Here is a 458-nt window from a genome sequence, read left to right as displayed (position 1 = left end):
TTGCGGAGTTGCGTTATGCCCAAGTCCCCCGACCCCCTGGATAACCACTTGCTGTGCACATTGCCCGACGCCGAGCGGAAGCGGTGGTTCCCGGAACTCGAATCGGTCGACATGCCATTGGGACAGGTGCTCTACGAATCGGGCAGGGCGCTGAGCCACGTGTACTTTCCGACCACCTCGATCGTGTCGTTGCTGTACGTGATGGAAAGCGGTGCCTCGGCCGAGATCGCGGTGGTGGGCAACGAGGGCATCGTCGGTATCTCGCTCTTCATGGGCGGCGAATCTACGCCCAGTCGCGCCGTGGTCCAGAGCGCCGGCCATGGGTTCCGATTGAAGGCAAATCTCATGAAAAAGGAGTTCAACCGGGCCGGCCCGGTGCTGCACCTGCTGCTGCGCTATACCCAGGCATTGATCACGCAGATGGCGCAGACGGCCGCGTGCAACCGGCACCATTCGCT

Annotated in this window: 1 pseudogene; it reads left to right on the top strand. The window is 62.2% G+C overall.

Annotation, left to right across the window (positions count from 1 at the left end):
• Nucleotides 1-15 precede the first annotated feature (15 nt).
• Nucleotides 16-458: pseudogene (locus HB681_RS37765) on the top strand (Crp/Fnr family transcriptional regulator); the annotation flags it as partial.

It is taken from the genome of Variovorax sp. dw_954 (assembly GCF_018449755.1).
In the GTDB taxonomy this organism is placed as follows: Bacteria; Pseudomonadota; Gammaproteobacteria; order Burkholderiales; family Burkholderiaceae_C; genus Variovorax.
The sequence above is the reverse complement of the archived record's forward strand: the minus strand, read 5'-3'. Positions and strand labels throughout refer to the sequence as shown.